The sequence below is a fragment of the Piscirickettsia litoralis genome (assembly GCF_001720395.1).
Taxonomy (GTDB): domain Bacteria; phylum Pseudomonadota; class Gammaproteobacteria; order Piscirickettsiales; family Piscirickettsiaceae; genus Piscirickettsia; species Piscirickettsia litoralis.
Window position 1 is genome coordinate 1,525,242 of sequence record NZ_MDTU01000001.1, and the last position, 22,492, is coordinate 1,547,733.

Below are 22,492 nucleotides of genomic sequence, written 5' to 3' on the forward strand. Positions count from 1 at the left end.
AAAAAAATCAACAGATAAAATAGCAGAAAAAAATACTTCAACTCGATTCGATGCTCCTCCCCAAACTGACATACCAGCTAAACCAATTGCAACACCTAAAAACAAAAATCGATATGTTATAGGACTATTTCTAGCTATCAATAAAAAAGATAACGTTATCCAAACCCAGGTGGGTGAAGACGCAACAGATTGGCTTGAATTATCAAACACAATAAACAACAAACTTAATACAAATAGTATTATTCCAATGACTCTGTCGCTAATAATAAAATTCACCATTCTTTCCACAACTCTTTCTTTCAACTACATATCAGTAATATTTATGCAATTGCTGCATTCGATGCAGCTAAAGAACCTGCACCAGCTAGTGCGGCACCTCCTGTAAACAACCCTGCACTTTCACTTCCAACAACCACTGTAGCAGCTGTTCCTGCACCGAGGGCTGCCGCAGCTCCTCCAGTAAGAGCAACAGCGAGCACACCGATCGAAACTAGGATAATTCCTTCAACAACTTCTCCTGTATCCAGTGATGAAAAAATAGAGTGCCCACTATCCTTAAAAGTATGGATTTGGGTAGGAAGCTGACCAATAATATGCTTGCAAAGTGCATCTAATGCTGTTGGCTCCAAATGTGCATCTACATCTACAGCAAGCTCTACACCGATTTGGCCTTTAAAACCATAATGGATTTTATCGAGCAAATACTTCACAACCTCCTCTTTGGGGGTGAGCAAACCATAGATACCATTTAAGCTTACAGTCACCCCACCCTTGTCATTCAGTTTGGACTCAAAGCTATATGTCCACTGTCCAAGCTTTAGTTCTTTTGCTGATGCTAATTCCAACGCCTTTAGTGGCTGAGAGCTAACTTTGTATTCTGCACTATTACTAAAGCCATGCTCTAGCTGCTTTTCTAAACCCATGCTGAACTTCTTCTCAAAATTTTTCCCCTCAGCACTTTCTAAGGCAGTTTTCAAGTTAATACTTTTTGCAGCCCCTGATTTTTTATCAAATTTACCAATCAAAGTACCATTAGCTGTAACCTCAAAGTTAATAGTCTGGTGCTTAAAACCCTTAGCAGCAATACCTACACCTAAATTAACTCCACCACCCCATTTACTCTTTAAAAAATCAACTTTCAATGTTGCAGAGGGTGATATTTCATCAAGAGCGCTTTCAATAAGGTGGATATTCTCATTACGCCATTTAATAACCGACTGCATCATAGGAGCAGAGTAATGCTGATAAACTCGAGTATAGGCAAAATCACTGGGGCCTGAAACTAGTGTTCGGGCTAAACTGACATATTGAGCCTTATGCTCTTTGAGGTAGATCGAAGCGGCTTGCCATGCATGTGCTGCTTGTGTCACAGTAGAGTTAAAACCCTCTACAACTGAATGTGTTACTTCTTGCAATTTACCTTCGATCTTTTCCCACAAAGAGCGTGTGTCGGGGGCATCAGTCAATAGCCGAACTGCGGGAATTTTACGTTGGCCTGCAGCAATTACATGGCAAGAACCCAAATTATCGTGCCTACTCACTTTAGGGTCATGTGATTTTAAATACTCGGGTATCCAGCTCGGTATATTTTCAGGTTGGAATTTAGTTGACTGTTGCAATTTTTGATAAAAACTTGCCGCCGTAATTCCTTTGGCAACAAAGTAACAAGTGCCTACAACCTGCTTATCATGCTGCATTTTATCTTCAGGCTTAATCGGCTCCATGTTTTTATTGATAGGCACAGTTAAACCCAATTTATAACGACCACTAAACATAAACTCATCTTCACTCACCCACTCCCAACTTGGCACACCTAAAAGGTAAGCAAGTTGATACATATGGCTTCTAATTGGATCAGAAAGCTTGGTTAAATGCATTTGTGGTGAACGAGCAATCATAATGCCAGGTGCAGATGCATTAACCGATTCATCACGTACCGTTTGAGTCATTGTATTCTCCCTATATTGCTATAATTACGCTTTTAACAAAATGAACCAGAAAAGCTAATTGTATTGCTATTATCCGTTGATGTTGCTTGTTCATCTGCAATTGCTTCAGTCTCTACTTTTGTTTTCTTCGCTGCCATCACAGGTTTTTCTTCCTGTGTCGGTACATCAACCACTGATGATGTAGTGTTTTTAAATTGACCAGGTTCACCAATAAGATCACCTTCGTTCATTCCTCTGATAAAACCCAATGGAGACTGCTCACAAATCGCTTGAGCTTTAAAGTAAGCACGTGTGTTTAGACGCCCTTCTTGCTCTAACTGATTCTTGTGAAAAATAGAGTCCACGTAGACCATTACTAAATCTCGAAGTTCTTCTTCAAAGTAATCGAACAAATTAACGTTTTTAAGCTTATTCACCAGCATTTCACTGTACAATGCGGCTTTGACTACTTCTTGATTCTCATATAGAGCTTTGACTTGACTCGCTTTCCCTAAAAGCTCTTGCCATGCTGGCGACCTGGGAGGACTACTTTGATTATCCATTTATAAAAGTCCTTACAGATAATGACAAAGCATGTTGATTGATTAAGGTGATAAAAGGCATTAGTCACCATCCTTGCTTTATTTTTCAATAAGTTATAAAAATTCTGCATTTTAATTATTATCCAACCGATACTCTACCAGAAAAAGCAAGCAACAGCCATAAAAAACCAAGCCGTTTAGAAAAAGCAACTTCTTGATTTTTTTATATTTAATCAAGTGATATTAGCAAACAAAAACATTAATCATAAACAACAAACTATACTCCATATAAGTAATAGAAAGCTGCATTAGCACCTAAATGAAACGATGAAAACAACCCGTTTACAGTTATTGCTGGTAGAGGACGACTTAGCCGATCAGAAGCTGGTTTTATTAGCCTTAGCAAAAATCAACTTTCCTTATCAATTACAAATTAAAAATGATGGAGAAGAAGCTTTACAACACATTATAAATACCCAAGATAGACCGGACTACCCGGATGCAATGTTGCTTGATTTAAACTTGCCTAAACGATCTGGGCAAGATATTTTGAAACGACTGAATATCGAGGCAGGGCAAGGCAGTAACCTAAGCAAAATATATACAGTGATGTTTACTACATCTAAATTTAGTCAAGACAAGCAAAAAGCAGGGATTTTTGGCGCAGATGCTTATTTTGAAAAAACAGATCATCTGCAAGATTATATTAATTTATTAAATACAGTTTATATCGATTGCATGGCCAATAGCTAAAATTTAAACTAAAAACTAAACTAAATAAAATAATTTTAATAGATTCTGGCATATCTTATAGTATCAAAGTACGAACGCATGTGCAGTGATCTTCTGGTAAAATTACCCCACTACGCTCGTAACCATTATTTTAACCAATCATTAACGCACTAAAATAACTTGCTATAAATAAAACCTAAAAAGCAATAACACCGCGGTCAGCCGTTCCCATCAACACCACATCTGCCGCTTGTGCTGCAAAAATTCCATTACAAACCACCCCTGCAAGCTGGTTAATCTGGGATTCTAGTTTATTTGGCTCATTAATTTGCAAACCATGCACATCTAAGATGATATTGCCATTATCAGTAATCACGCCTTCTCGATAGACAGGACGACCGCCTAGCTTTACAAGTTCACGCGCAATATAAGAACGTGCCATAGGAATCACTTCAACAGGCAATGGAAAATTACCTAAAAAAGGCACCTTCTTGCTTTCATCAACGATGCAGATAAATTGCTTAGAGGCACTGGCAACGATTTTTTCCCGTGTTAATGCCGCTCCACCGCCTTTAATCATGTGTTTAAACTCAGTAACTTCATCGGCACCATCAACGTAAATATCCAGCTCTCCTGCTGTATTTAAGTCAGTAACGGGAATACCATGTGCTTTTAAACGCTTTGCACTTTCCTCAGAGCTTGCCACTGTTCCTTCGATCTGATTTTTAATCGCCGCTAATGAGTCAATAAAGAAATTTGCCGTTGATCCGGTACCAACACCAACCCACATGCCAGGTTTTACATATTCTAGGGCTTTTAAAGCGACCTGCTGTTTTAAATCATCTTGCTTCATTACTGACCTCCACTTGTTTTTACTTGAGTTAAGCCTAATCCAAAAAATAGTAACAATCCTAATAAAACACAACCGAGCATCAATAACCCTAAAGGCAGTGCATTAACATGGACAACATGCGCCGTTGCTGAACTTGATAAAAAGGCCAAGCCCACTTCACCAAAAAATAATAAACCGGCAGCAAGGCCAATATTCTCTTTAATATAGGACATCGCTTTCACTTGAGCTGGAGAAATTAATAAGCCGATACCCAGCTCATAGCAGAGCATGCCAACAATAAAACCAGATAAATTCTGAGTGAATATTAAGGCAGAAAAAATAATAATCAACACACCCAAACATTGTAAGAAAATACCTAAATAAATCGCTCGAGATTTGGATAATAATTTGACAAAATAAGGGCTACTATAACTGCCTGCCATATAGCCAAGAATAACCAGCGCAAAAATACCGCCATAAACCCCAGGTGGAATATGCCAGCTATCAATCAATACAAACGATGAGCCGGTCACAAAAACGAAAAAACCAGCAAAGCCAAACGAAGCAAGCAAATTATAACGCAAGTAATTTAAATCAGCGGCAACATGATAATAAGAGAGTAATATATCTTTAATACTAATGTTTTTCTTTTTCTCTAGGCAGGTTTCTGGCAACAAAAACAAGCTCAATATAAAGGCGAGCAAACCAAATAAGATCATAATAAAAAAGGTGACATGCCAATTAAAATAGCTCTGAATCAAACCACCTAAAATAGGCGCGACAGCGGGAGCCACTGAAACGCTTCCAGCAATTAACGCCACTGCTTTAATTTCTTGCTGACCGCGATAAGCATCTTTAGCCATCGCCCGGGATAACGCCGTGCAATAACATCCTAATAGTCCTTGGAAAAAGCGCGCAATAATCATTAATTCAATATTGGGCGCAAAAAAACAATGGTACTCGTAATTAAGTAAGCAGATAAACTGCCTAGCATCACCGGCCGGCGGCCAAAAATATCCGACAATGGTCCAGCAATAAACATCGAAAAGGCAAAACCGAGCATAAAGCTGCTTAGGGTCATTTGGGCCGCAGTGGCGCTGGTATTAAAAGAAGAGGCAATATTAGGCAGCGAGGGAATATAAAAATCGACAGATAAAGGAGCAAGCGCGGTTAACAAGGTCAATAAGATAATGAATGGATAAAAATGCTGAGCTGGCTTGAGCATTTTTGTTTTATACTCCTAGATCAATTTCAAATTAATCCTAAATTAGATTTAAATTTAAACTAGAATTTTAGAATTTAAGCTCAAATTTAAATTAATTATTAGAAGATCAAAAAAAACCGAGCTCATGGCCCGGTTTCTTTTAGATCGTTTGCTTATTCACCGTCAGAGTTATCTTCAGGCTTTTCGGCAACAGCGCGATCAACAAGCTCAACAATGGCCATAGGGGCATTGTCACCTTGACGAAAACCGCACTTTAATACACGCACATAACCACCAGGACGTGATTTGTAACGTGGACCTAGATCAGTAAATAACTTGCTTGTCGTTTCTTTATCACGTAAACGTGAGAACGCTAAACGACGGTTAGCAACGCTATCTTCTTTTGCCAATGTAATTAATGGCTCAACTACACCGCGCAACTCTTTTGCTTTAGGCAACGTTGTACGGATCACCTCATTTTGCATCAAAGATACAGCCATGTTTTTGAACATAGCTTTACGGTGTGCACTATTACGGTTGAGGTGGCGACCACTTTTGCGATGACGCATGGCTTATTTCCTTCAACTTAAACTGGATAAACAAAGCAAGACACGAGATTACTCGAGACCTTGCGGCGGCCAATTTTCAAGCGGTGTGCCCATAGCGAGGCCATGAGTAGCAAGCACTGCTTTAATTTCAGCCAACGATTTTTTACCCAAGTTTGGTGTCTTTAATAAATCTGTTTCAGCACGTTGGATTAAATCGCCAACAAAGCGGATATTCTCAGCTTTGAGACAATTCATCGAACGAACTGTTAGATCTAAGTCATCAATTGGGCGTAACAGGATTGGATCCACTTCAGCTTCTTTACGCGCAGGCTCTGCTTGCTTAGTGACATCTAACTCTACAAACGAAGAGAGTTGATCTTGCAAGATCATCGCCGCACGACGAATTGCAGCTTCAGGATCAATCGTTCCTGTGGTCTCCAAATCGATAACAAGCTTATCGAGGTCTGTGCGCTGTTCAACACGCGCGCGCTCTACTGAGTAGGCGACACGACGGATTGGACTAAATGACGCATCTAACTGCAAACGACCCACCGATTGATTCTCATCTTCGCTATCGCGCAACGTTGCCGGCTTATAGCCACAACCGGTTGCAACATGAAGACGAATCGTCAAATCAATGTCTTTAGAAAGGTTTGCAATCACATGATTCGGATTTTTTACCTCAACACGAGGATCATCCTGAATGTCAGACGCAAGCACAGGGCCGACCCCTTTTTTGTGAAGCGTAAGCGTTGCCTCAGTGCAGTCGTGGAGAATTAATGCTAATCCTTTGAGGTTGAGCAAAATCTCGATGACATCTTCTTGAACACCTTCAATAGAAGTGTATTCGTGAAGCACACCTTCAATCTCAGCCTCAACGACAGCAGCACCCTGAATCGATGATAATAAGATACGGCGTAGTGCATTCCCTAAGGTATGCCCAAAACCTCGCTCTAATGGCTCTAGAACCAAACGCGAACGGCTTCTACCGAGGTCTTGTACATCGACCAAGCGCGGCTTTAAAAATTCATTGATGTTACCCTGCATGAAACGGCCCCTTTAAATGCTATTACTTAGAGTACAGCTCGACAATCAACTGCTCGTTAATATCAGCTGATAACTCACTACGCTCTGGCATTGCTTTAAAGATACCTTCCATCTTATCAGCATCAACATCCACCCAAGCGATATCAGCACGTTGCTTCGCTAACTCAAGTGCACCTTGAATACGCAATTGCTTTTTCGCACGCTCGCGAATAGAAACAACATCATCAGGCGACACTTTGTAAGATGGGATGTTAACCACTGTACCATTGACAAGAATGGACTTATGGCTGACCAACTGACGCGCTTCGGCACGTGTTGATGCAAAACCCATACGATATACAACGTTGTCTAAACGAGATTCTAATAACTGCAACAAGTTCTCACCAGTAGAACCTTTAATACGTGCAGCTTCTTTATAATAACGGCGGAAATGCTTCTCAAGCAAACCATAAATACGGCGTACTTTTTGCTTTTCACGTAATTGCACACCATAGTCGGACAAACGACCACGACGCGCACCGTGTTGACCAGGAACAGCATCAGCCTTACATTTTGAGTCTAGTGCGCGAACACCACTCTTCAAGAAAAGATCAGTTCCTTCACGACGTGCGAGTTTGCACTTAGGTCCAATATATCTACCCATAGCTACACCCCCTACACGCGACGTTTCTTAGGCGGACGACATCCATTGTGTGGAATTGGCGTCACGTCTGTGATGTTAGTGATTTTGAAGCCTTTTGCATTTAAAGCACGGATCGCAGATTCACGACCTGGCCCTGGGCCTTTTACAAAAACTTCAACGTTTTTCATACCGAATTCGCGAGCGACTTCACCGGCACGTTCTGCGGCAACCTGTGCTGCAAATGGCGTGCTCTTACGTGAACCACGGAAGCCTGAACCTCCAGAAGTTGCCCACGCTAAGGTATTCCCTTGGCGATCTGAGATCGTTACAATCGTGTTGTTAAAAGACGCATGAACATGAGCCATTCCATCCACGACTTGCTTTTTGACACGCTTTTTAGCGCGCACTGCTGTCTTTGCCATAGTACTTTATTTCCTACTTAGTGACTGGACGACGTGGACCCTTACGCGTACGAGCATTCGTTTGCGTACGTTGGCCACGGAGAGGCAAGCTACGACGATGACGTAGGCCGCGATAGCAACCCAAGTCCATTAAGCGCTTGATGTTCATGGAAATTTCACGACGCAAATCACCTTCAGTCGTGTATTCACCCACAGCTTTACGAAGTGCTTCAACTTCATCTTCAGAAAGATTTCTGATTTTAGCTGTAGGATTCACACCCGCTGCGATACAAATTTTTTGTGCGCGTGGTCGACCAATACCAAAGATTGAAGTTAATGCAATCTCGGCATGTTTTTGTACTGGAATATTGACACCTGCTATACGGGCCATTCCAAACTCCTACCTAAGAGACTAACCAATCGCTATTCTTTAATGACAAAAAAGCTAAATACAATACTTAGCCCTTCTGCATAGTGAAAGTGTCATTATTAACCCTTCACTGAATAGCGCCTAAAACGATCCTGAAACTAAACTTAGCCTTGACGCTGTTTATGTTTAGGATCTGTACAGATAACACGTACGACGCGATCGCGGCGAATCACCTTGCAATTACGGCACATACGTTTTACAGAAGCACGAACTTTCATCGTTCATCTCTCCATTCAATTGAGCCTTACAGCTCAACAAAGTCTAGGGCGCAGGTTTAGCGCCCCTTTAAATTCGCTTTTTTCAGGAGCGAATCATATTGACGTGACATCAAATGTGCTTGTACCTGAGAAATAAAGTCCATCACTACGACCACAACGATCAATAATGACGTCCCTCCGAAATAGAACGGCACGTTCCAGGCCAGAGTGAAAAACTCAGGTAACAACGACACGGCAGCAACATAAATTGCCCCCACCAAAGTGAGTCGTGTCATCACTCCATCAATATAGCGTGCTGTTTTCTCCCCTGGGCGGATTCCTGGAATAAACGCGCCGGACTTTTTCAAGTTATCAGCGGTATCCCGAGGGTTAAACACCAAGGCAGTATAAAAGAACGCAAAAAATATAACAGCGGCACAGAATAACAGTAAATACAATGGTTGTCCAGGACTTAGCATCAAGCCTAAATCACTGAGCCATCCCATGTGCGGACCATGACCAAACCATTGGCTTAGGGTCGCAGGGAAAAGTAAGATACTGCTTGCGAAGATCGGTGGGATCACCCCTGCCATATTAATCTTCAGCGGTAAGTGAGAGCTTTGCGCGGCAAACATACGGCGGCCTTGTTGACGCTTAGCATAGTTCACGGTGATTTTGCGCTGAGCCCGCTCCATAAAGACAACAAAAGCGGTGACAGCAACCACGGCGACAGCCACTAACAACAACACAGCTAAAGGCAGATCGCCTTCACGTGATGCGGTAAATGCCTTGCCTAGCGCACTTGGCAAACCGGCGACAATACCGGCAAAAATCAGCATGGAAATACCATTACCAATACCGCGTTCGGTGATTTGCTCACCAAGCCACATGATAAACATTGTGCCTGTTACTAACGTCACAACTGAACTGACAAAGAAAATCGTCCCTGGATCTATCGCTAAACCCTGGCCGATAATGTACTTTGTAATCCCGATAGACTGCAGTAAGGCAAGCGCTAATGTTCCATAGCGAGTGTATTGGGTAATTTTACGCTGACCGGCTTCTCCACCTTCTTTCTTCAGCTCCTCCAAGGAAGGCACCACCGCAGTTAATAACTGAATGATGATCGATGCCGAGATATAAGGCATCACCCCAAGAGCAAGCACAGAAAGACGCTGCAGAGCGCCTCCTGAAAACATATTAAATAAGCCAAGGATGGTTTTTCCTTGGCTATCAAAGAACTGAGCGAGTTTATTTGGATCAATTCCCGGCACCGGGATATGAGAGCCGATGCGGTAAACCACAATGGCAATCAAGAGAAAAAATAAACGTTTACGCAGTTCAGCCAGGCCGGAGCCTGACTTATTTAATTGTGCTGGAGCGCTAAATTTAGCCATTTACGCCTCGACTTTACCACCCGCTGCTTCAATGGCAGCAAGCGCACCTTTGGTTGCACGAAGGCCGCGAACATTGACTGCTTTAGTGATTTCACCAGAAGCAATAATTTTCACATCCAAAGTACTCTTACGAACAAGGCCCGCCGCTTTCAATGCTAATAAATCAATCATATCAACATCAAGCTTAGCAAGCTCGTGCAAACGCACTTCTTCGGTCACCAAAGCTTTACGAGATGTAAAACCAAATTTTGGCAAGCGGCGTTGTAGTGGCATCTGACCACCTTCAAAACCGACTTTATGGAAACCACCAGAACGTGCTTTTTGCCCTTTATGGCCACGCCCAGAGGTTTTACCTAAACCAGAACCTGTACCGCGACCCACACGCTTAGGAGCATGTTTCGCGCCTTCAGCAGGCTTTAATGTATTCAAACGCATGATTAGTTCTCCTCAACTTTAAGCATGTAGGAAACTTTATTGATCATGCCACGATTGCAAGGTGTATCGATCACAGTCACCGTGTGGTGAGTGCGACGAAGACCTAAACCTCTTAGGCAGTCTTTATGACTTTGTAAGCGGCCGATCGAACTGCGAGTTTGTGTTACAGTTAATGTCTTACTCATCACAGTTACCCCACAATCTCACCAACAGACTTGCCACGTTTCGCAGCAATATCTTCTGGCGATGAAATGCTTTTTAGGCCGTTGATCGTTGCACGAATAACGTTGACAGGATTGGTTGAACCAATCGATTTTGCCAAAACGTTTTGCACGCCAACAACTTCAAATACTGCACGCATCGCACCACCGGCGATGATACCTGTACCGTCTGAGGCTGGTTGCATGTACACTTTCGATGCACCATGACGTGCATTGACTGCATAATGCAATGTAGTGCCTTTTAGAGGCACTTCAACCATAGATTTACGTGCCGCTTCCATCGCTTTTTGAATAGCGACTGGCACTTCACGTGCCTTACCACGACCAAAACCTACACGGCCATTACCATCACCAACGACAGTCAATGCAGAAAAACCAAATACGCGTCCGCCTTTTACAACTTTCGCAGTACGGTTAACGTCTACAAGCTTCTCTTGTAAACCATCAGCTTGTTTTTCCAATTTTGCCATGACCTAACCCTTAAAACTGTAGACCGTTTGCACGTGCAGCATCAGCTAACGCTTTCACACGACCGTGATATTTAAAACCAGAGCGGTCAAACGCGACTTGCGTAACGCCCGCAGCAACAGCACGCTCAGCAACGAGCTTACCGATTTCACCTGCTGCAGCCACATTGCCTGTTGACTTACCAGCTTCTTTGTAAGATTTCTCTACAGTCGATGCTGCTGCCAACACACGACCACTTTCTGCATCAATCACTTGAGCATAAGTGTGGCGTGGTGTGCGGTGAATGCTTAAGCGACTAATGCCTTGCTCACGAATTCGAGCACGCGCACGGCCCGCACGACGTAGACGAGATGTTTTCTTATCCATGCCGCTACCCTACTTCTTCTTAGCTTCTTTAAGGACTATCGTCTCATCCGCATAACGGACGCCCTTGCCTTTATAAGGCTCCGGTGGACGATAACCACGAATATTTGCTGCAACTTGGCCAACAACTTGCTTATCGGTACCCTTGACCAAAATTTCCGTTTGGCTTGGCGTCTCGATCGTAATTCCCTCAGGAACAGCAAAGTTCACTGGGTGAGAAAAACCGAGGGTCAAGTTCAACGTTTTACCTTGGGCCTGAGCACGATAACCGACACCAACCAATTGAAGTTTCTTTTCGAAACCTTGGCTAACACCCGTCACCATATTATTTAGCAAAGCGCGTGCAGTACCGGCTTGCGCCCAGGCACCAGGAACTTCACTTGCAGGAGCAAACGTTAATACGTTGTCTTCATGCTTAATTGCAACAAGATTATTTAATTCGCGTGCCAAAGTACCTTTAGGACCTTTAACACTGACATTTTGATTCTTCACAGTGACTTCTACACCACTTGGAATCGTAATCGGACTTTTTGCGACTCGTGACATTCTTCTAACCCCTTATGCTACGTAGGCCAGAACTTCGCCACCTTCATTGAGTGCACGAGCAGACTTAGCAGTCATAACACCTTTTGAAGTTGAGACGATCGCAATACCGTAACCACCATTGACTTGAGGTAAATCTTGAGCAGGCTTGTACGTACGTAGACCTGGACGGCTTACACGTTCGATTTGCTCGATAACCGCTTTACCTTCAAAATATTTCAATGTGATTGTGAGTTGAGGTTTAGCGCCTTCACTTACTTCGTAAGCCGAAACGAAACCTTCATCTTTCAATACTTTAGCAATAGCGACTTTCAATTTAGCAGAGCCCATAGAGACAGTCTCTTTCTCGGCCGCTTGTGCATTGCGGATACGCGTTAGCATATCAGCAACTGGATCTTGCATACTCATTTGTAACTTACTCCTAGAGCCGCAATTCTTACCAGCTTGCCTTTCGCACACCTGGAACATCACCGAACATTACGTGTTGACGCAATTTATTACGGCAAAGACCAAACTTACGATAAACAGCATGTGGACGACCTGTGATACGGCAACGACGTTGTTGGCGAACAGGGCTAGCATCACGAGGCAGTGCCTGTAATTTTACCTGTGCATCCCAACGCTCTTCGTCAGAGGCGTTCAGATCATTGATAATTGCTTTTAATGCAGCACGCTTCTCAGCATACTTCGCAACAGTGCGAGCACGCTTTTCTTCACGCTGAATCATGCAAACCTTAGCCATAACTTACACCCTTAGTTTTGTCTTAATGGGAAGTTAAACGCTTTTAACAGCGCTCGACCTTCTTCATTCGATTTAGCTGTCGTTGTGATGGTAATATCCATCCCACGTAACTTATCAACTTTATCGTAATCGATTTCAGGGAAGACGATTTGCTCTTTAATTCCCATGCTGTAGTTACCACGACCGTCAAATGACTTAGGGCTTAAGCCACGGAAATCACGAATACGAGGAATCGCAATATCCACTAGACGCTCTAAAAATTCGTACATACGCTCGCCACGCAATGTGACTTTACAGCCAATCGGCCAGCCTTCACGAACTTTAAAGCCTGCAATTGATTTACGTGCACGAGTCACAACCGGCTTCTGACCTGCAATTTTAGTCATGTCAGAAACAGCATGCTCGATGACTTTCTTATCACCAATCGCTTCACCTACACCCATGTTTAAGGTGATTTTAGTGATACGCGGAACCGCCATTACACTGCTGTAATCGAACTGTTCCTTTAGTTTTTTCACTACAGTATCAGTGTAGTGTTGTTTTAATCGGGCCATTTTTTTCTACCTAGCCTTACGCATCAACTACGTCATTATTGGACTTGAAATAACGCACTTTTTCCTGACCTTCGCCGCGGAAACCAACGCGATCCCCTTTGCCAGTCGCAGGGTTGAAAAGCATGACGTTAGAAATGTGAATTGGCATTTCTTTGTCAACGATTCCACCTTGCACACCCGCTTGTGGGTTTGCTTTGACGTGTTTTTTCGCAATATTCAAGCCTTCAACTACAACGCGATCTTCCAGAAGACGAACAACTTTGCCGCATTGGCCTTTGTTCTTTCCTGAAATCGCGATGACTTCATCGCCTTTTTTAATTTTGCGCATGAATTTAAAGCTCCTGTTTACAGTACTTCAGGTGCTAATGAGACGATTCGCATGAACTTCTCATTACGCAACTCGCGAGTTACAGGACCAAAAATACGAGTACCAATGGGTTGCTCTTGTGCATTTAACAACACAGCAGCATTGCCATCAAAACGGATGACAGAACCATCTGGACGACGTACACCTTTCTTTGTACGTACAACTACGGCACTTAATACTTGGCCTTTTTTAACTTTCCCGTGTGGGATTGCTTCTTTAACGGTTACTTTAATAATGTCACCTACGCCAGCGTAGCGACGTTTGGAACCGCCAAGCACCTTGATACACTCAACACGACGAGCGCCGCTATTATCAGCGACTTGAAGCTCAGTCTGCATCTGAATCATGGCTGTTCTCCAAAACAAAAAGATACAACAACTGCACCCCTAATAAAGGGTGCATTATAGCATCGTCTGTAAAAATAAAAAGCCCCCAGTAAACACTAGGAGACTTAGACTACTTTATGTTCTAGTTTGCACGCTCATCAACTGAGACTAGCGTCCATGTCTTCGTTTTAGAAAGAGGACGACATTCACGTACAGTGACTGTGTCTCCTTCACGACATTGGTTAGTCTCATCATGAGCATGAAGCTTAGTCGAACGACGCATTACTTTACCGTAAAGTGCGTGACGAACTTGACGCTCAACTAGTACAGTGATTGATTTATCACCTTTTGAGCTGACCACACGGCCAGTCATCATACGAACGATCTTTTTCTCGCTCATTATGCAGCACCTGCTCTTTTCTTCTCATGAAGAACGGTTTTAACTCGAGCAATATTACGACGCACGTTTTTCAACAAGTGGTTCTGAGCCAATTGGCCAGAACCGTGTTGCATGCGAAGATTGAACTGCTCACGAAGAAGCTCAAGCAACTCACTTTGGAGTTCACTTGTACATTTTTTGTTTCAATTCTTGCGCTTTCATTACATTACCGTCCGTTTCACAAACGTTGTGGAGACCGGAAGTTTTGCTGCCGCTAAGCGAAACGCTTCGCGCGCGATTTCTTCAGGTACACCTTCAATTTCGTAGAGAACACGGCCAGGCTGGATTTGGGAAACCCAAAGCTCCACACTTCCTTTACCTTTACCCATACGAACCTCAAGTGGCTTCTTAGACACTGGCTTGTCAGGAAAGATCCTGATCCAGATTTTACCACTACGTTTCACGTGACGGTTAATCGCACGACGTGCCGCTTCGATTTGGCGTGCCGTAATACGACCACGACCGGTGGCTTTTAAACCAAACTCACCAAAGCTGACGTCAGCGCCGCGAGTTGCGACACCACGATTACGCATTTTGAATTGCTTACGGAATTTTGTACGTTTCGGTTGTAACATCTGTAACTACTCCCTACTTCGCTGGCGCTGGACGTTTCTTACCAGATTTGGCCTTGCGGCCGCCTCCAGCAGGTTTTTGCCCAGGTTTTTCTGCAGAAAGTGCGGTTAAATCATCAACGCGACCTAAGATCTCGCCTTTGAAAATCCAAACTTTCACACCAATAATACCGTAAGTGGTTAATGCTTCTGCGGTACCGTAATCAACATCCGCACGGAATGTATGCAAAGGCACACTACCTTCGAGGTAGCGCTCAGTACGCGCAATCTCAGCACCGCCTAAACGACCTGAAACTTGAACACGAATTCCTTTAGCACCGATACGCATCGCATTTTGCACAGCACGTTTCATCGCACGACGGAACATCACACGACGCTCGAGCTGTTGAGCAATACTTTCAGCAACAAGTGTTGCATCAATTTCTGGCTTACGCACTTCTTCGATAGAGATATGTACAGGAATCCCCATCATTTTTGTGACTTCAGCACGTAACTTCTCTACATCTTCACCTTTTTTACCGATGACTATGCCTGGACGTGCCGTGTGAATCACGATACGCGCATTTTGCGCAGGACGTTCAATCTGAATGCGGCTAACTGCTGCATTTGCAAGCTTCTTCTTCAAGAAGTCACGAACTTGGATATCGCTATATAGCTTATCTGCATATGTCCGTGAATCTGCATACCATTTTGAAGTCCAGTCTTTAACAATACCAAGACGAATCCCGGTAGGATGAACCTTCTGACCCATCGAGCCTATCTCCTAGCAATCCGCAACCTGAACCGTAATATGGCAGGTACGTTTCACGATAATGTTAACACGGCCTTTAGCACGAGCACGCATACGCTTCAAACGTGGACCTTCGTCGACGAAAGCTTTAGAAACTTTCAACTCGTCAACATCAGCACCTTCGTTATGCTCAGCATTCGCGATTGCCGACTCGAGGACTTTTTTGACATCTTGAGCGACTTGTTTATTGCTAAACGTCAAGACATCTAAAGCACGACTTACAGGTAAGCCGCGAATCTGATCAACAACCAATCTTACTTTCTGCGGTGATACACGCGCGTATTTTAATTTAGCGACTGCTTCCATCACCTTTACCTCTTCGCTTTCTTATCAGCGGCATGACCACGGTAAGTACGCGTAGGCGCAAACTCACCTAACTTATGTCCAACCATCTGATCTGTGACATACACAGGAACGTGTTGACGACCATTGTGAATCGCAATAGTCAAACCAACCATATCCGGCAAAATCATAGAACGGCGAGACCAAGTTTTAATCGGTCGCTTACTGTTAGAAGCAACTGCTGAATCCACTTTTTTCATCAAGTGGAGATCAACAAAAGGCCCTTTTTTCAATGAACGTGGCACGAGTTACTCCTCCAACTTACTTATTACGACGACGAACAATGAACTTGTCCGTACGCTTATTACGGCGAGTCTTCTTACCTTTAGTAGGTACACCCCATGGAGTTACAGGATGACGACCACCAGACGTACGACCTTCACCACCACCGTGTGGGTGATCTACCGGGTTCATTGCCACACCGCGAACGGTTGGACGAACACCACGCCAGCGTTTAGCACCCGCTTTACCTAATGAACGTAAGCTATGCTCTGAGTTACATACTTCACCAATGGTGGCACGACACTCAACGAGCACTTTACGCATTTCACCAGAGCGAAGACGTAATGTTGCATAGCGGCCTTCACGAGCGACTAACTGCGCAGAGGTTCCTGCACTACGCGCCATTTGACCACCTTTACCAGGCTTCAACTCAATATTGTGAATCACCGAACCTAATGGGATATTGCGAATAGGTAAGCTATTACCTACTTTGATTGGTGACTCTTCACCACTCACCACAGTATCACCCGCTTTTAAACCTTTCGGCGCTAAGATATAACGACGCTCACCGTCTGCAAACAATATCAAGGCGATATGTGCACTACGGCCTGGATCGTATTCTAAACGCTCAACCTTCGCAGGAATTGCATCTTTGTTGCGCTTAAAGTCAACGATACGGATATGTTGACGATGCCCACCACCGACGTGACGAACAGTAATGCGACCGTTATTGTTACGACCACCACTCTTACTCTTCTTCACCAATAGCGGCGCATGAGGAGCACCTTTGTGCAACTCTGGGTTAACCACTTTAACAACAAAGCGACGACCTGGAGAAGTTGGTTTTGATTTAATCACTGCCATAACCTAATACTCCTCTACTTCGCGCTTAGCAAGTCTAGCTCTTGGCCATCTTGCAAAGTCACATAAGCTTTTTTCCAGTCTTTACGACGACCAGAAACCTTACCGCCACGCTGTGTTGTTTTACCTTTTACGTTGACAGTGGTTACACCGTTAACTTTAACGTCAAACAATTTTTCAACAGCTCGTTTGATCTCTAGCTTGGTTGCATCGGTTGCAACTTTAAACACAACTTGCGAAGATTCAGCCGCATTGGCTGCCTTCTCAGAGATGTGTGGCGCAAGAATGACTTTTAATAAACGTTCTTGGTTCATGCGAAAGCCTCCTCAATTTGCTTGAGTGCATCAACTGTCACAAGAACTTTATCAAATGCAACGAGGCTGACAGGATCAAGTCCTGCAACATCACGCACATCAACATTCTTTAAGTTACGCGCTGCTAGATATAACTTTTCCTCTACATCATGAGATACAATCAACGTGTCGTTTAATTGCAAATCTTTTAATAGAGTTGATAATTCTTTTGTTTTTGGCGCAGAAAGCTCTACTTTTTCTACAACGACTAAGCGCTCTTGACGAACCAGCTCAGACAATATAGAACGCATTGCACCACGGTACATCTTGCGGTTGACTTTTTGCGAGAAATCACGCGGTTTCGCTGCAAAAGTTACACCACCAGTACGCCAGATCGGGCTACGAATCGTTCCCGCACGGGCACGACCAGTTCCCTTTTGACGCCAAGGCTTCGCACCACCACCACGTACTTCAGAACGGGATTTTTTGGGCTTTTGTTCCCTGACGACCAGCTGCCATATATGCTGTGACAACTTGATGAATCAAAGCTTCATTAAACTCACGGCCAAAAGTATTTTCAGATACTTCGACATTGCCTTGAGAGCCTTGACCCGGAACACTAATTTGTAGTTCCATTCTCATTACCTCTCAATTATGCCTTAACCGCAGATTTAACGATCACATCACTTCCAGGCGCACCTGGAACACCGCCTTTCACTAAGACGAAACCACGCTCTAAATCAACGCGAACAACTTCTTGTGATTGAACAGTAACGCGCTCAGCGCCCATATGACCTGCCATTTTCTTGCCTTTAAAGACACGGCCAGGTGTTTGGTTTTGTCCGATAGACCCTGGAGCACGGTGAGAAAGTGAGTTACCGTGAGTCGCATCTTGCATAGAGAAATTGTGGCGCTTAATTACACCCGCAAAGCCTTTACCCTTTGATGTTCCGATCACGTCAACTTTTTGACCCGCTTCAAAAAGAGAGACTGTAAGCTCTTGACCTACAGAAAATTCTTCTTTGTTTGTCTCTGGAAGACGAAATTCCCAAAGACCACGACCGGCTTCTGTTTTTGCTTTTGCAAAATGCCCTGCTTGCGCCTTATTAACGCGAGAAGCACGACGAGAACCTGTCGTTACTTGGATAGCACGATAACCGTCATTCTCTAGATCTTTGACCTGAGTGATACGGTTCGGCTCGACTTGAATCACAGTCACAGGAATCGAAGCACCATCTTCAGTGAAGACGCGTGTCATCCCAGCCTTGCGACCGACTAATCCGATTGCCATTTTGTTGTTACCTCTATCACCACCCCGATTTCGATTGACCGGAGCTGATTAATTCCAACACTCGAAAAATGCCCGACCTTGCAGGTGCAAGGACGGGTCAACTCATCTCGAGAACAGGCATTCTAACCCAAACTGATTTGAACGTCTACACCTGCAGCTAAATCTAGCTTCATCAAGGCATCAACAGTCTTATCCGTTGGATCCACAATATCAACAAGACGTTTGTGAGTACGAAGTTCGTACTGGTCACGTGCATCTTTATTGACGTGAGGAGAAACCAAAACCGTAAAACGCTCTTTACGTGTCGGTAAAGGAATCGGGCCACGCACTTGCGCGCCCGTACGTTTTGCAGTTTCTACGATTTCACCAGTAGAGCGATCGATTAAACGATGATCGAACGCTTTTAAACGAATGCGGATTCTTTGATTTGCCATTCTCTATTACTCTACGACCTTAGCAACTACACCAGAACCAACAGTACGGCCACCTTCACGAATCGCGAAGCGTAAACCATCATCCATTGCGATTGGAGCAATCAATTCAACAGTGATAGAAATGTTGTCACCAGGCATGACCATTTCTACGCCTTCTGGCAAGAATACTTCACCAGTTACGTCCGTTGTACGGAAGTAGAACTGTGGACGGTATCCTTTAAAGAATGGAGTGTGACGTCCACCTTCTTCTTTGTTTAGTACATACACTTCAGCTTCGAACTTAGTGTGTGGAGTGATAGAGCCAGGCTTAGCCAATACTTGACCACGCTCAACGTCTTCACGCTTAGTACCACGTAACAATGCACCGATGTTATCACCCGCACGACCTTCATCAAGAAGCTTACGGAACATCTCAACACCTGTTACTGTTGATTTCGTTGTTTCACGAATACCAACGATCTCAACTTCATCACCCGTGTTTACGATACCTGTCTCAACACGACCTGTAACAACTGTACCACGACCTGAGATAGAGAATACGTCCTCTACAGGCATCAAGAATGGCTTGTCAGTATCACGCTCTGGCTCAGGAATATAAGTATCTAAAGCTTCAGCTAGCTTTAAGATTGCACCTTCACCAATATCAGACGTATCGCCTTCTAATGCTTTTAAAGCAGAACCAGGAATCACAGGAATATCATCACCTGGGAAGTCATATTCGCTAAGAAGTTCACGAACTTCCATCTCAACAAGCTCTAATAACTCTTCATCATCAACCATGTCAACTTTGTTCAAGAAAACGATGATGTAAGGAACACCAACCTGACGACCTAATAGGATGTGCTCACGTGTTTGTGGCATAGGACCATCAGCAGCGTTTACAACCAAGATCGCTCCGTCCATTTGCGCAGCACCGGTGATCATGTTTTTAACATAGTCAGCGTGTCCTGGGCAGTCTACGTGCGCATAGTGGCGAGTTTCAGTTTCATACTCAACGTGAGATGTAGAGATCGTGATACCACGCTCTTTTTCTTCAGGCGCATTATCGATTTCGTCGAATGCACGTGCGTTACCACCAAATTTTTCAGTTAAAACTTTAGTGATTGCAGCAGTTAAAGTTGTTTTACCGTGGTCAACGTGGCCAATTGTTCCAACGTTTACGTGTGGTTTTCCACGCTCAAAAGTTTCTTTTGCCATGAGAATAAATCCCCTCTAGTTATACAAGTTAAGATTGTCTTTCTTTAATGATCGCTTCAGCCACATTATTCGGAGCTTCCGCATATTTTTCAAACTGCATACTGTAAGATGCACGACCTTGAGATAAAGAACGCATATCAGTTGCATAGCCAAACATTTCAGCTAAAGGCACCATTGCAGTAACTACTTTACCTGCTGGGTTCTCATCCATGCTCTGAATGATACCACGACGACGATTCAAGTCACCGACAACATCACCCATGTAGTCTTCAGGTGTTACAACTTCAACTTTCATCATCGGCTCTAACAAGGCTGGATTTGCATTTAAAGCACCTTGTTTAAGTGCCATAGAACCTGCGATCTTAAATGCCATCTCACTCGAGTCAACATCGTGGAAAGATCCGTCGTATAAAGTTGCTTTCAAACCAATCAATGGATAACCGGCTAACACACCGTTTTCCATCTGCTCTTTAATGCCCTTTTCAACCGCTGGGATATATTCACGCGGAATCACACCACCAACGATTTCATTGACGAATTCGAAGCCATCAGCCGGCTCACCTTCTTCGTTCAATAAAGGTTCAAAGCGCACCCAAACATGACCGTATTGACCACGACCACCGGATTGGCGTACAAATTTACCTTCTTGCTCTTTCGATGCACGAATCGCTTCACGATAAGCCACTTGCGGTTTACCGACATTAGCTTCAACGTTGAACTCACGCTTCATACGATCAACCAAGATATCTAAGTGAAGCTCACCCATACCCGAGATAATCGTTTGACCGGTCTCTTCATCTGTTTTCACACGGAACGAAGGATCTTCTTGCGCCAATTTACCTAGAGCAATACCCATTTTTTCTTGGTCTGCTTTAGATTTTGGTTCAATCGCAATCGAGATCACAGGCTCTGGGAATTCCATACGCTCAAGCACAATCGGAGCGTCTTGCGCACAGAGAGTATCCCCTGTCGTCACATCTTTTAGACCGATTGCCGCTGCGATATCACCCGCATAGACTTGCTTGATCTCTTCACGTGAATTCGAATGCATCTGCACGATACGACCGATACGCTCACGCTTACCTTTCACCGTATTTAAAACAGAATCACCACTGTTCACCACGCCAGAGTAACAACGCATAAACGTTAAGGTACCGACGAATGGGTCCGTTGCGATTTTAAATGCTAATGCCGAGAAAGGCGCATTATCATCTGCAGGACGCTCACCTTCGCTTTCATCGTCTAAGATACCTTTAATTGCAGGCACATCGATCGGTGAAGGCAGGTATTCAATCACTGCATCCAACATTGCTTGTACACCTTTGTTCTTAAATGCAGAACCACAAAGTGATAAAACAATTTCGTTATTTAGAGTACGCTTACGCAGACCTTCTTTAACTTCATCAATAGAAAGCTCACCTTCTTCAAGGTATTTTTCCATGAGTTCTTCAGAAGATTCAGCAGCGGCTTCAACCATATGCTCATGCCATTGCTGACACTCGTCTTGCATATGCTCAGGAATATCACGTAACTCGTACGTCATCCCCTTGTCTGCTTCATTCCAGTAAATCGCCTTCATGCGCAGCAAATCAACTAGACCTTCGAACTCATCTTCAGCACCGATAGGTAACTGAATTGGCACTGGAGTCGCACCTAAGCGTGTTTTAATTTGGTCAACTACACGTAGGAAGTTAGCGCCCGCACGGTCCATCTTATTAACGAAGACAATACGTGGAACACCATATTTATTCGCCTGACGCCAAACGGTCTCAGACTGAGGCTCAACCCCTGAAGTCGCGCAGAATACAACAACCGCACCATCGAGTACACGCAACGAACGCTCAACTTCAATGGTGAAGTCAACGTGCCCTGGGGTATCAATGATGTTTACACGGTGTTGTGGGAACTGTTGGTCCATACCAGCCCAGAAACAAGTCGTTGCAGCCGAGGTAATAGTAATACCACGCTCTTGCTCTTGCTCCATCCAGTCCATAGTCGCAGCGCCATCATGCACCTCACCAATTTTGTGAGAGACGCCTGTATAAAATAATACACGTTCCGTAGTCGTAGTTTTACCTGCATCCACGTGGGCGCAGATACCAATATTACGGTAACGATCGATAGTAGTTGTACGTGCCACGATCTTTCCTCT

At 43.9% G+C, this 22,492-nt stretch carries 34 protein-coding genes and 2 pseudogenes; 1 reads left to right on the forward strand and 35 read right to left on the reverse strand.

All coding sequences use genetic code 11. The annotated features are described in order from the left end of the window. From BGC07_RS20585 to BGC07_RS07475, 3 genes are all read right to left on the reverse strand, one after another. The coding region (locus tag BGC07_RS20585; protein WP_158006889.1) for a hypothetical protein at nt 1-288 on the reverse strand (288 nt) is incomplete at its 3' end. Between the two features lie 32 nt (nt 289-320). Continuing rightward, a complete protein-coding gene (locus tag BGC07_RS07470) occupies nt 321-1,949 on the reverse strand; it encodes a hypothetical protein (RefSeq protein WP_069312589.1) in 1,629 nt (542 codons plus the stop codon). 32 nt (nt 1,950-1,981) lie between these two features. Then, the gene (locus tag BGC07_RS07475; protein WP_069312590.1) at nt 1,982-2,491 is read right to left on the reverse strand and encodes a hypothetical protein; all 510 of its coding nucleotides are present in this window, start codon (nt 2,489-2,491) and stop codon (nt 1,982-1,984) included. A gap of 306 nt (nt 2,492-2,797) precedes the next feature. Between BGC07_RS07475 and BGC07_RS07480 the strand changes: the two genes are divergently transcribed. Then, a complete protein-coding gene (locus BGC07_RS07480) occupies nt 2,798-3,223 on the forward strand; it encodes a response regulator (RefSeq protein ID WP_069312591.1) in 426 nt (141 codons plus the stop codon). A gap of 175 nt (nt 3,224-3,398) precedes the next feature. Here BGC07_RS07480 and rpiA read toward each other — a convergent pair whose 3' ends face one another. From rpiA to fusA, 32 genes and pseudogenes are all read right to left on the reverse strand, one after another. After that, complete coding sequence (gene rpiA, locus BGC07_RS07485; protein ID WP_069312592.1) at nt 3,399-4,055, reverse strand: ribose-5-phosphate isomerase RpiA; 657 nt, start codon at nt 4,053-4,055, stop codon at nt 3,399-3,401. Next, nucleotides 4,055-5,259, reverse strand: a pseudogene (locus BGC07_RS07490) (multidrug effflux MFS transporter). Before BGC07_RS07490 ends, rpiA begins: the two are co-directional and overlap by 1 nt. A gap of 152 nt (nt 5,260-5,411) precedes the next feature. Next, nucleotides 5,412-5,807: a 50S ribosomal protein L17 gene (gene rplQ, locus BGC07_RS07495; protein WP_069312593.1), complete on the reverse strand. Its 396-nt coding sequence runs from the start codon at nt 5,805-5,807 to the stop codon at nt 5,412-5,414. A 48-nt stretch (nt 5,808-5,855) separates the two neighbouring features. Continuing rightward, nucleotides 5,856-6,833: a DNA-directed RNA polymerase subunit alpha gene (locus BGC07_RS07500; RefSeq protein ID WP_069312594.1), complete on the reverse strand. Its 978-nt coding sequence runs from the start codon at nt 6,831-6,833 to the stop codon at nt 5,856-5,858. A 22-nt stretch (nt 6,834-6,855) separates the two neighbouring features. After that, a complete protein-coding gene (rpsD, locus tag BGC07_RS07505; protein ID WP_069312595.1) occupies nt 6,856-7,476 on the reverse strand; it encodes a 30S ribosomal protein S4 in 621 nt (206 codons plus the stop codon). Between the two features lie 11 nt (nt 7,477-7,487). After that, entirely contained in the window at nt 7,488-7,877 is a 390-nt protein-coding gene (rpsK, locus tag BGC07_RS07510; protein ID WP_016209730.1) for a 30S ribosomal protein S11, read from the reverse strand. A 13-nt stretch (nt 7,878-7,890) separates the two neighbouring features. Next, entirely contained in the window at nt 7,891-8,247 is a 357-nt protein-coding gene (gene rpsM / locus BGC07_RS07515) for a 30S ribosomal protein S13 (protein WP_069312596.1), read from the reverse strand. 143 nt (nt 8,248-8,390) lie between these two features. Further along, entirely contained in the window at nt 8,391-8,504 is a 114-nt protein-coding gene (rpmJ, locus tag BGC07_RS19380; protein WP_016209752.1) for a 50S ribosomal protein L36, read from the reverse strand. Between the two features lie 56 nt (nt 8,505-8,560). Beyond that, nucleotides 8,561-9,880: a preprotein translocase subunit SecY gene (gene secY / locus BGC07_RS07520; RefSeq protein WP_069312597.1), complete on the reverse strand. Its 1,320-nt coding sequence runs from the start codon at nt 9,878-9,880 to the stop codon at nt 8,561-8,563. Continuing rightward, on the reverse strand, nt 9,881-10,315 hold the full coding sequence (gene rplO / locus BGC07_RS07525; protein WP_069312598.1) for a 50S ribosomal protein L15: 435 nt from the start codon (nt 10,313-10,315) through the stop codon (nt 9,881-9,883). 2 nt (nt 10,316-10,317) lie between these two features. Then, on the reverse strand, nt 10,318-10,500 hold the full coding sequence (gene rpmD / locus BGC07_RS07530) for a 50S ribosomal protein L30 (RefSeq protein ID WP_069313831.1): 183 nt from the start codon (nt 10,498-10,500) through the stop codon (nt 10,318-10,320). A gap of 5 nt (nt 10,501-10,505) precedes the next feature. Then, nucleotides 10,506-11,006: a 30S ribosomal protein S5 gene (rpsE, locus tag BGC07_RS07535; RefSeq protein ID WP_069312599.1), complete on the reverse strand. Its 501-nt coding sequence runs from the start codon at nt 11,004-11,006 to the stop codon at nt 10,506-10,508. 10 nt (nt 11,007-11,016) lie between these two features. Further along, complete coding sequence (gene rplR / locus BGC07_RS07540) at nt 11,017-11,370, reverse strand: 50S ribosomal protein L18 (protein ID WP_069312600.1); 354 nt, start codon at nt 11,368-11,370, stop codon at nt 11,017-11,019. Between the two features lie 9 nt (nt 11,371-11,379). Continuing rightward, on the reverse strand, nt 11,380-11,913 hold the full coding sequence (gene rplF, locus BGC07_RS07545; RefSeq protein WP_069312601.1) for a 50S ribosomal protein L6: 534 nt from the start codon (nt 11,911-11,913) through the stop codon (nt 11,380-11,382). A gap of 12 nt (nt 11,914-11,925) precedes the next feature. After that, entirely contained in the window at nt 11,926-12,318 is a 393-nt protein-coding gene (gene rpsH, locus BGC07_RS07550) for a 30S ribosomal protein S8 (RefSeq protein WP_069312602.1), read from the reverse strand. A gap of 28 nt (nt 12,319-12,346) precedes the next feature. Beyond that, entirely contained in the window at nt 12,347-12,652 is a 306-nt protein-coding gene (rpsN, locus tag BGC07_RS07555; RefSeq protein WP_069312603.1) for a 30S ribosomal protein S14, read from the reverse strand. An 11-nt stretch (nt 12,653-12,663) separates the two neighbouring features. Further along, the gene (gene rplE, locus BGC07_RS07560; RefSeq protein WP_069312604.1) at nt 12,664-13,206 is read right to left on the reverse strand and encodes a 50S ribosomal protein L5; all 543 of its coding nucleotides are present in this window, start codon (nt 13,204-13,206) and stop codon (nt 12,664-12,666) included. A gap of 16 nt (nt 13,207-13,222) precedes the next feature. Beyond that, a complete protein-coding gene (rplX, locus tag BGC07_RS07565) occupies nt 13,223-13,534 on the reverse strand; it encodes a 50S ribosomal protein L24 (protein WP_069312605.1) in 312 nt (103 codons plus the stop codon). A gap of 17 nt (nt 13,535-13,551) precedes the next feature. Further along, the gene (gene rplN, locus BGC07_RS07570) at nt 13,552-13,920 is read right to left on the reverse strand and encodes a 50S ribosomal protein L14 (RefSeq protein ID WP_069312606.1); all 369 of its coding nucleotides are present in this window, start codon (nt 13,918-13,920) and stop codon (nt 13,552-13,554) included. Nucleotides 13,921-14,041: 121 nt separating this feature from the next. After that, nucleotides 14,042-14,299, reverse strand: coding sequence for a 30S ribosomal protein S17 (gene rpsQ / locus BGC07_RS07575; protein ID WP_069312607.1), 258 nt, complete (start codon nt 14,297-14,299; stop codon nt 14,042-14,044). Then, nucleotides 14,299-14,448: a 50S ribosomal protein L29 gene (rpmC, locus tag BGC07_RS07580; protein WP_069312608.1), complete on the reverse strand. Its 150-nt coding sequence runs from the start codon at nt 14,446-14,448 to the stop codon at nt 14,299-14,301. Before rpmC ends, rpsQ begins: the two co-directional genes overlap by 1 nt. Nucleotides 14,449-14,499: 51 nt before the next feature. After that, complete coding sequence (gene rplP, locus BGC07_RS07585) at nt 14,500-14,913, reverse strand: 50S ribosomal protein L16 (protein WP_069312609.1); 414 nt, start codon at nt 14,911-14,913, stop codon at nt 14,500-14,502. A 13-nt stretch (nt 14,914-14,926) separates the two neighbouring features. Then, nucleotides 14,927-15,661 carry a 30S ribosomal protein S3 gene (gene rpsC, locus BGC07_RS07590; RefSeq protein WP_069312610.1) on the reverse strand — a complete coding sequence of 245 codons (735 nt, stop codon included), beginning with the start codon at nt 15,659-15,661 and terminating at the stop codon, nt 14,927-14,929. A gap of 12 nt (nt 15,662-15,673) precedes the next feature. Continuing rightward, the gene (rplV, locus tag BGC07_RS07595; protein ID WP_069313832.1) at nt 15,674-16,006 is read right to left on the reverse strand and encodes a 50S ribosomal protein L22; all 333 of its coding nucleotides are present in this window, start codon (nt 16,004-16,006) and stop codon (nt 15,674-15,676) included. Nucleotides 16,007-16,011: 5 nt separating this feature from the next. Then, nucleotides 16,012-16,287 carry a 30S ribosomal protein S19 gene (gene rpsS / locus BGC07_RS07600; protein ID WP_069312611.1) on the reverse strand — a complete coding sequence of 92 codons (276 nt, stop codon included), beginning with the start codon at nt 16,285-16,287 and terminating at the stop codon, nt 16,012-16,014. 16 nt (nt 16,288-16,303) lie between these two features. Then, complete coding sequence (gene rplB, locus BGC07_RS07605; protein WP_069312612.1) at nt 16,304-17,128, reverse strand: 50S ribosomal protein L2; 825 nt, start codon at nt 17,126-17,128, stop codon at nt 16,304-16,306. A 14-nt stretch (nt 17,129-17,142) separates the two neighbouring features. Continuing rightward, nucleotides 17,143-17,439, reverse strand: a complete 297-nt coding sequence (gene rplW, locus BGC07_RS07610) for a 50S ribosomal protein L23 (protein ID WP_069312613.1) — start codon at nt 17,437-17,439, stop codon at nt 17,143-17,145. Continuing rightward, a pseudogene (gene rplD, locus BGC07_RS07615) lies at nt 17,436-18,054 on the reverse strand (50S ribosomal protein L4). The gene rplW and the pseudogene rplD overlap by 4 nt, the downstream one beginning before the upstream one ends. A 16-nt stretch (nt 18,055-18,070) precedes the next feature. Then, entirely contained in the window at nt 18,071-18,709 is a 639-nt protein-coding gene (gene rplC / locus BGC07_RS07620) for a 50S ribosomal protein L3 (protein WP_069312614.1), read from the reverse strand. 122 nt (nt 18,710-18,831) lie between these two features. Further along, nucleotides 18,832-19,143 (reverse strand): 30S ribosomal protein S10, encoded by a 312-nt coding sequence (gene rpsJ / locus BGC07_RS20090; protein ID WP_069312615.1) that lies wholly within the window; start codon nt 19,141-19,143, stop codon nt 18,832-18,834. Nucleotides 19,144-19,149: 6 nt separating this feature from the next. After that, nucleotides 19,150-20,340, reverse strand: a complete 1,191-nt coding sequence (gene tuf / locus BGC07_RS07630) for an elongation factor Tu (RefSeq protein WP_069312616.1) — start codon at nt 20,338-20,340, stop codon at nt 19,150-19,152. A 28-nt stretch (nt 20,341-20,368) separates the two neighbouring features. Then, the gene (fusA, locus tag BGC07_RS07635; RefSeq protein WP_069312617.1) at nt 20,369-22,480 is read right to left on the reverse strand and encodes an elongation factor G; all 2,112 of its coding nucleotides are present in this window, start codon (nt 22,478-22,480) and stop codon (nt 20,369-20,371) included. Nucleotides 22,481-22,492 lie beyond the last annotated feature (12 nt).